Raw genomic sequence first — 7,985 nt, 5'->3', positions numbered from 1 at the left:
CGACAATTTCCCGCGTGCCCGACCCCTGCTCGCGCAGGATCCAGGGCGCGGCCGCCAGCTGTTTCAGGGTGACCTCCCCCTGCACGAACGGCGAGTCCGGCGGGCCAAAGACCACCAGCTCGTCTTCAAGCCACGGCTCGGCAATGATGTCCGCCGTATGGCACGGCCCTTCAATCAGGCCGATATCCACGCGAAAATCGGTGACCGCGTTGATCACCTCCTGGCTGTTGCCGACGCTCATATCCAGCGGCAGCTCAGGAAAGTCGCGTCGATAGCGGGCGATCACCTCCGGCAATATGTAGTTGCCGATAGTGCTGCTGGCGAAAACCCGAATAGCGCCGTTATCTTCCCGAAAAAGCTGCTCAATGTCGGTAGCCTGCTCCAGCAGCGCCAGCGCTCGGGGGTAGAGCAAACGGCCATGCTCATTCACCACCAGCCGTTTACCGACGCGATCGAAAAGCTGCACGCCCAGTTGCCCTTCCAGATCCGTTAGCGCCGCGCTGACGGCTGATTGCGAAAGCGCCAGCCTTTGCGAGGCCTGGGTGGTGGAGCCGCTTTTCAGCACCTCGGTGAAAACTTCAAGCTGGCGTAGTGTGATATGCATAGTTTTATACCGTCGGGTAAGCGTGCTTACCACTTATAATGATTAATTATAAATATATAATCAATTTTACGTTTGAGCCCGCAGACCGTAACCTTATTCCGGACAAAGGAGAAGGTTATGACTGATTTAACTCAACAATTATCCCGTAGTACGCGATTTCTGCTCGTGCCAGGGCTGGTGCTCAGCGCCGTTATCGCTGGGCTGGCGCTATGGCTTGGCAATATTCCCGCCGTCGCCGGAGCAGGTTTCAGCGCCCTGACGCTGGCTATCCTGTTTGGCATCCTGGTGGGCAACACGCTCTATCCGCGCCTGACCGGACGCTGTGACCCGGGGGTTTTATGGGCGAAGCACTATTTGTTGCGCGCGGGCATCATTTTATACGGTTTTCGTCTGACCTTCGCGCAAATCGCAGATGTTGGCGTAAGCGGCATCGTGATTGATGTGCTGACGCTCTCCAGCACCTTTATGCTGGCCTGCTGGCTGGGGCAAAAAGTGTTTGGCCTCGATAAGCAAACAAGCTGGCTGATTGGCGCGGGCAGCAGCATCTGCGGCGCGGCGGCGGTACTGGCGACCGAACCGGTGGTAAAAGCGGAATCCAGTAAAGTGTCGGTCGCCGTCGCTACGGTGGTGATTTACGGCACCATCGCCATCTTCCTTTATCCGGCCATCTATCCGCTGTTCGGGCATCTGTTTACTCAGGAAACCTACGGCATCTATATGGGCTCAACCATGCATGAGGTCGCGCAGGTGGTCGCCGCAGGTCACGCCGTTGGGCCGGACGCCGAGAACGCGGCGGTGATTGCCAAAATGCTGCGCGTAATGATGCTGGCGCCGTTCCTGCTGATTCTGGCGACGCGCGTGAAACAGCTCTCCCCCGCCGCCGAAGGCGAAAAGAGTAAAATCATTATTCCGTGGTTTGCCGTGTTCTTTATCCTGGTGGCCGCATTCAACTCGTTTCATCTGCTGCCCGCAGCGCTGGTCAACGCGCTGGTCACGCTCGATACCGTCCTGCTGGCGATGGCGATGGCGGCGCTGGGGCTGACCACCCATATCAGCGCGCTGAAAAGAGCCGGTGCGAAACCGCTGCTGATGGCGCTGATGCTTTTCGGCTGGCTGATTGTTGGCGGCGGGGTGATAAATCTGCTGATACAGCATCTGCTGGCATAAAGGGGTGTATTCCTGAGTCGTTAACCCGCTATGATTGACGTTTGTTTTTCACGGACCGCGTCACGACAGCAAACGGTGACTGGCGGGTTTAACAGGAGTCCCCTTTATGAAGTATGTTGGAGCACACGTCAGCGCCGCCGGTGGCCTGGCGAATGCCGCGGTTCGCGCCGCTGAAATTGGCGCAACCGCGTTTGCTCTGTTCACCAAAAACCAGCGCCAGTGGCGCGCTGCGCCGCTGAGCACGGACACCATTGACACCTTCAAAGCCGCCTGCGAAAAACATCACTTCACGCCTGCGCAAATTCTCCCTCACGACAGCTATCTCATTAACCTTGGTCACCCGGTGGCCGAAGCGCTGGAGAAATCCCGGGATGCCTTTCTTGATGAGCTACAGCGCTGCGAACAGCTGGGGCTGACGCTGCTTAACTTCCACCCCGGCAGCCACCTGCTGCAAATCAGCGAAGAGGCGTGCCTGGCGCGCATCGCCGAGTCAATTAACATTGCGCTGGCGCAGACCAAAGGCGTGACGGCGGTGATCGAAAACACCGCCGGTCAGGGCAGCAACCTCGGGTTTCGTTTCGAGCACCTCGCCGCCATTATCGACGGCGTGGAGGACAAATCCCGCGTCGGCGTCTGTATTGATACCTGTCATGCTTTCGCCGCCGGTTACGATTTGCGCACAACGGAGAGCTGTGAACAGGTGTTCGCCGAGTTTGAACGGGTGGTGGGGTTTCGCTACCTGCGCGGCATGCATCTCAACGATGCGAAAAGCCAGTTCGCCAGCCGTGTTGACCGTCATCACAGCCTGGGTGAAGGCAATATCGGCCATACGCCGTTTCGCTGGATCATGCAGGACGCCCGCTTCGACGGCATCCCACTGATTCTGGAAACGGTTAACCCGGATATCTGGGCCGAAGAGATTGCCTGGCTTAAAGCGCAGCAGAGCGAAGAGGCGGCAGCGTAATACCGCAGGCGGGACAGAACCCGCAGGATATTATTGATGGAACGGCGTAGCCCGGGTAAGCACAGCGCACCCGGGACTCCCGGATGCGGCGAAACGCCTTATCCGGGCTACTCTCATTGTGCTGCTCTTTCAACACTCCCGGATTTGTCGACAAACTAAGGGCCGGATAACCGGCCCTTTTGCTATATCTACTTCGTCATTGGCTACGCCGCTATCAGGCCGCTTTCGCTACCGCTTCGGCTTCCGGACGCTTCAGGAAGGCGTAGACCAGGCCCGCCACCAGCGTACCGGCGACAATGGCAAGCAGGTAGCCCAGCACCGGGGTGATCGCGCCTGGAATCAGCAGCACGAACAGACCACCGTGCGGCGCCATCAGTTTCGCGCCAACCGCCATGGAGATAGCGCCGGTCAACGCGCCGCCTACGATACAGCAAGGCAGTACGCGCATCGGGTCACGCGCCGCGAACGGGATAGCCCCTTCGGAGATAAAGCACAGGCCCAGCACCAGCGCCGCTTTGCCCCCTTCACGCTGACCTTTGTCAAACTTGTTGCGGGCAACCATCGTCGCCAGGCCCATAGCCAGCGGCGGAACCATCCCCGCGGCCATAATGGCTGCCATCGGCGCGTAGGTCTGGGTACTCAACAGGCCAACGCCGAAGGCATAGGCTGCTTTGTTCACCGGGCCACCCATATCAGTACACATCATACCGCCGAGGATAGCGCCCAGCAGAACCGCGTTCGCCGTGCCCATGCCCTGCAGCCAGCTGGTCAGGCCCGCGAGGATTTTCGCCACTGGCGTACCGACCACATAGATCATCGCCAGGCCAACCACCAGGCTGGAAATAAGCGGAATGATCAGGATAGGTTTCAGCGCTTCCATACTCTGCGGCAGCTTCAGCCCTTTGCTGATAGCTTTCGCCATGTAACCGGCGATAAAGCCGGCAATGATACCGCCGATAAAGCCGGAGCCGGTGCTCACCGCTAACATACCGCCGATAAGACCCGGCGTCAGACCAGGACGGTCGGCGATGGAGAAGGCAATATACCCCGCCAGTACCGGCACCATCAGAGCGAAGGCTGAACCGCCGCCGATTTGCATCAGCGCCGCCGCCAGCGTCCCTTCCTGTTTAAAGGCTTCGATACCGAATACAAAGGAGAGTGCGATCAGCAGGCCGCCCGCCACCACCATCGGCAACATGTACGACACGCCGGTCAGCAGGTGACGATAGGCGCCTGCGCTCTCTTTCTTCGTTTCCCCGTTAGCCGCAGCAGCGTTACCGCTCGGCTGGTAGGTTTTCGCTTCGCTTTGCGCTTTATCCAGTTCCTGCGCCGTCTTTTTCAGCGCCAGACCGGTGGTGGTGCGGTACATCGGCTTACCGGCGAATTTCGCCAGATCAACCTCAATGTCCGCCGCGACGATAACCAGATCCGCCTGCGCCACCTCTTCCGGCGTGATGGCATTGCCCGCGCCAACAGAGCCGCGGGTTTCAACTTTCACCCACCAGCCGCGTTTTTTCGCTTCGGTTTCGATAGCCTCAGCGGCCATAAAGGTATGTGCCACGCCGGTCGGGCAGGCCGTGACCGCAACGATGCGTTTCGGGCCTTCCGCGGCAACCGGAGCCGGGGCCGCCGCAGGGGCGGTATACGGCGTCGCGTGGTTTTTCGCTTCGCTCAAAAAAAGTTCCGGGTGCGCAACGGCGCGGTTTACATCGCCCAGCCAGACCTTTTTGCCTGTCAGCGCGCTGTCTGCCGGAATACGGGAGCCCAGCACAATCGCCAGCTCGGCTTCGTCCGGGTTTTCAACAAATTGCAAATTCGCTTTTTGTGCCGCCGCGCCCAGCAGCGTCTTCGCCATATAAGCGCGAGCCTGCCCGAGTTCGGAGTCAATTATCAGCAGCGTTTTCATTATGCCTCTCCTGCTGTTAGTTAAAGGGTTGTAAGTCAACGCGCGCCATCATCGCGGCTAACTGGGTACGGTCGGTAATGCCGACGTTACTCTGACTGACCGCCAGCGCGGCCACCGCAGTGGCCAGCCGTAACGTATGCTCACTGGATTCACGCATCAGCAGGCCGTAAATCAGCCCGCCAACCATTGAATCCCCTGCGCCAACGGTGCTTACCACTTCCATTGACGGCGGTTTGGCGATCCATTCGCCAGAAGCGTTAACCCACAACGCCCCTTCAGCGCCCAGCGAAATAACGACATGGGCAATACCTTGTTCACGCAGCGCATGCGCCGCTTCAATCACATCTTTCAGCTCGGGCAGCTTGCGACCTGCCCAGATTTCCAGTTCGCGGCGGTTAGGTTTAACCAGCCACGGCGCAGCTTTCAGGCCAGCGACCAGCGCATCGCGGCTGCTGTCGAAAATAATGCACGGGCACTGGCTGCGCAGGCGGGTCATCCAGTCGGTGAAGGCTTCCGGGCTGACGCCGGAAGGGAGGCTGCCGCTGACGCAGACCATATCGAACTGGCCAAGCCAGGTCAGGGAGTCGGCGACGAAGCGTTCCCAGTCCGCCGGGGTCACTTCAAAACCGGAGAAGTTGAAATCGGTCACTTCGCTGTCTTTTTCAGTCAGCTTAACGTTGATGCGGGTACGGCCCTGCACCACCTGAAAACGGTTGGCGATACCCAGTTCGCTGAACAGTTGCTGAAAGCCGTCCTGGTTGTCTTTGCCAAGAAAGCCGCCGACCGTAACGTCAATGCCCAGGTCTTTCAGTACTTTTGCAACGTTGATCCCTTTACCTGCGGCATGCAGGCCGGTGGTACGCACCAGGTTAACTTCGCCACGCTCGATTTCCGGGCAGAAGCCTACCAGGTCATAGGCCGGGTTCAGGGTAATAGTAGCGACACGTCTGCTCATTATGCACCCTCTCCCAGACCCGCGGCGATGGCTTCGCCAATGGCGTCAAGCGCCTGCTGCGCATCCTCGCCCTGGGCGGTAAAGCGCAGGCGGTGACCTTTTTTAACCCCCAGCGCGACCACTTTCATCAGGCTGCGGCCGTTGGCCGGTTTGCCCGAGCCGTCGAGGTTGGTGACGGTGATGTCGCTGTTGAACTGTTTAATGGTGTTAACCAGCATCGTGCCCGGACGGGCATGCAGACCGTGCTCATTACGCACGACGAATTCAGCGCTCAGCAGATCTTCCGCCAGCGCGTCGTCGCTGGTCAGCAGCGCCAGCAGCGTGGCGGCATCGGCGTTCAGCAGACGTTCAGCTTTGCTCGCCAGCAGCATATCGCTCAGGCGTTTAAGTACGGCAATCGGCTGCTCGTCCACCATGGCGACGCTGACCAGCATCGCCGCGCTCTCCCCTTCCACATCAAAGGCTTTTGCCGCGCGGCTGACCGCAACGCCGCTCGCCAGGTTGCCCTGGGCGCTGTCGTTAAGCCACACGCCCTGCCCCAGATTCAGCGGCTGCTCATTAATGGCGCGCGCCACGAATACCGCATCAACCGCCCCCGCCTCTTTCAGACGCGCGGCGTTCAACGCCTGCAATGTCACCAGGTCGCTGGCGGCAACATCCAGTGACAGCATGGTGTTGTCGAGTTTCAGGGAAGCGGACTGTTTCTCGCCCATCAGCAGCGCACGCAGCTCTTCAGCGGTGGTCGCGGATTGCAGCTGCGCGGCCACATCGTCATCGCTGAGCACGTGGGTCAGCTGACGCAGCAGACCAAGGTGTTCATCAGAGCTGGCGGCGATACCGATCGCCACGTAAGCAACCTGGCCTTCGCCCCACAGAATGCCCTGCGGGAACTGAAAAACTTTCACGCCGGTTTTCAGCACCTGATCGCGGGTGTCGGTGGTGCCGTGAGGAATGGCGATACCATTGCCAAGGAACGTTGACGTCTGCTGTTCGCGCGCCAGCATACCTTCTACATAGCCGCCCGCCACGTTGCCGGCTTCGGTCAGCGCGGCCGCTATCTGGCGAATCGCCTCTTCTTTGTTCCCGGCCTGCTGGCCAGGATGGATGTCCTGAACGGATAACTGGAACATGTAACCCCTCTCCTGCTGAACTGAATCGTTTCAGCCTTTCTGAGAAATAATGCGCCATCCTGAAGGGTGCCGAGAAACAAGATGACGCTGAAACGTTTCGAGGAGTCTTGTCTTTTCCGCGTCAGCACGCAAGAAAAGTCGTCATTTCAATGACAGAATTTCGATCTACTGCACAATTCTTACTCTCAGAAGGCACTTTTGCTGAAGGAAGCTGACTGTCAGTTAGCCTTCCTTCAGCAACACTTCAGCGGGGGCTGAAAGACTTTGTTCTCCCCTTTTGCCCATCACCACCCCGCCATAGGGTCTAAATGTACACTCCATCACAAAATGGTCATTTTCGTGATAAATCTCTTTTTATTTTTACTGTTACGCGTATACAGTTACCGATAACATTACAAAGGAGGCTGTTATGAAGAACTTATTTGACCTATCAGGGAAGCGTGCATTAATAACCGGGTCAGCACAGGGAATCGGCAATTTACTGGCAAAAGGACTGGCGGCGCATGGGGCCGAAATCATTATTAATGACAAAACGCAGGCTCGTGCTGAACAAGCCGCGCAGTTGTTGATAAAAATGGGCTATCACGCTGTGGGCTATGGCTTTGATGTCACCCGATCAAATGAGGTTAAGCAGGCCATTACCAATATTGAACGCAATGAAGGACCAATTGATATTCTGGTTAATAATGCGGGCATTCAGCGGCGTTATCCTTTTACAGAGTTCCCGGAAGAAGAGTGGGATAACGTGATAGAAGTGAACCAAAAATCGGTTTTTCTGGTATCCCAGCAGGTGGCAAAAAACATGATGGAACGCCGCCAGGGTAAAATCATTAATATTTGCTCGATGCAAAGTGAACTAGGACGAAAAACAATTACGCCTTACGCGGCATCAAAAGGCGCGGTAAAAATGTTAACGCGTAGCATGTGTGTGGAACTCGCAGAATATAATATTCAGGTCAATGGAATTGCGCCTGGCTATTTCGCAACTGAAATGACTTCAGCGCTGGTTAATGATGAAACATTTTCCGCCTGGCTTTATCAGCGCACGCCCGCAGCCCGCTGGGGTAAGCCGGAAGAGCTGATAGGCGCAGCAGTGTACCTTTCCGCGCCTGCCTCAGACTTTGTTAACGGCCATCTGCTTTTTGTCGACGGGGGTATGCTGGCGGCAGTGTAATCTTAAATTAATAACCCTGAATATTACTGTTGAAGTATCTGCTCGAACTTTAATTCGCGCAGCTGATTCTTATTATCCCAACAGT

7 protein-coding genes are annotated in these 7,985 nt (G+C 57.3%); 3 read left to right on the top strand and 4 right to left on the bottom strand.

What is annotated here, in order from left to right:
- The coding region (locus tag ENTHG_RS02120; protein ID WP_044172994.1) for a LysR family transcriptional regulator at positions 1–604 on the bottom strand (604 nt) is incomplete at its 3' end.
- Positions 605–721: 117 nt separating this feature from the next.
- On the opposite strand from ENTHG_RS02120, the gene ENTHG_RS02110 reads away from it, so the two are divergent.
- Complete coding sequence (locus ENTHG_RS02110; RefSeq protein WP_044172992.1) at positions 722–1,771, top strand: YeiH family protein; 1,050 nt, start codon at positions 722–724, stop codon at positions 1,769–1,771.
- A gap of 106 nt (positions 1,772–1,877) precedes the next feature.
- Positions 1,878–2,735, top strand: a complete 858-nt coding sequence (nfo, locus tag ENTHG_RS02105; protein ID WP_044172990.1) for a deoxyribonuclease IV — start codon at positions 1,878–1,880, stop codon at positions 2,733–2,735.
- Between the two features lie 214 nt (positions 2,736–2,949).
- On the opposite strand, the gene fruA is transcribed toward nfo, so the two are convergent.
- Genes fruA through fruB form a run of 3 tightly spaced genes read right to left on the bottom strand, consistent with a single transcriptional unit; the run spans position 2,950 to position 6,726 of the window.
- On the bottom strand, positions 2,950–4,641 hold the full coding sequence (gene fruA, locus ENTHG_RS02100; protein WP_044172989.1) for a PTS fructose transporter subunit IIBC: 1,692 nt from the start codon (positions 4,639–4,641) through the stop codon (positions 2,950–2,952).
- A gap of 16 nt (positions 4,642–4,657) precedes the next feature.
- A complete protein-coding gene (fruK, locus tag ENTHG_RS02095) occupies positions 4,658–5,596 on the bottom strand; it encodes a 1-phosphofructokinase (RefSeq protein ID WP_044172987.1) in 939 nt (312 codons plus the stop codon).
- The gene (gene fruB / locus ENTHG_RS02090) at positions 5,596–6,726 is read right to left on the bottom strand and encodes a fused PTS fructose transporter subunit IIA/HPr protein (protein ID WP_044172985.1); all 1,131 of its coding nucleotides are present in this window, start codon (positions 6,724–6,726) and stop codon (positions 5,596–5,598) included. Before fruB ends, fruK begins: the two co-directional genes overlap by 1 nt.
- 409 nt (positions 6,727–7,135) lie before the next feature.
- Between fruB and idnO the strand changes: the two genes are divergently transcribed.
- Positions 7,136–7,900, top strand: coding sequence for a gluconate 5-dehydrogenase (gene idnO, locus ENTHG_RS02085; RefSeq protein WP_044172983.1), 765 nt, complete (start codon positions 7,136–7,138; stop codon positions 7,898–7,900).
- Positions 7,901–7,985: the final 85 nt, after the last annotated feature.

It is taken from the genome of Phytobacter massiliensis JC163 (assembly GCF_000321045.1).
GTDB lineage: Bacteria > Pseudomonadota > Gammaproteobacteria > Enterobacterales > Enterobacteriaceae > Phytobacter_A > Phytobacter_A massiliensis.
The sequence above is the reverse complement of the archived record's forward strand: the minus strand, read 5'-3'. Positions and strand labels throughout refer to the sequence as shown.

Coding starts and splice junctions, on each gene's coding strand:
- idnO (WP_044172983.1), top strand. CDS start 7,136: ATGAAGAACTTATTTGACCTATCAGGGAAGCGTGCATTAATAACCGGG.
- nfo (WP_044172990.1), top strand. CDS start 1,878: ATGAAGTATGTTGGAGCACACGTCAGCGCCGCCGGTGGCCTGGCGAAT.
- fruK (WP_044172987.1), bottom strand. CDS start 5,596: ATGAGCAGACGTGTCGCTACTATTACCCTGAACCCGGCCTATGACCTG.
- ENTHG_RS02110 (WP_044172992.1), top strand. CDS start 722: ATGACTGATTTAACTCAACAATTATCCCGTAGTACGCGATTTCTGCTC.
- fruB (WP_044172985.1), bottom strand. CDS start 6,726: ATGTTCCAGTTATCCGTTCAGGACATCCATCCTGGCCAGCAGGCCGGG.
- fruA (WP_044172989.1), bottom strand. CDS start 4,641: ATGAAAACGCTGCTGATAATTGACTCCGAACTCGGGCAGGCTCGCGCT.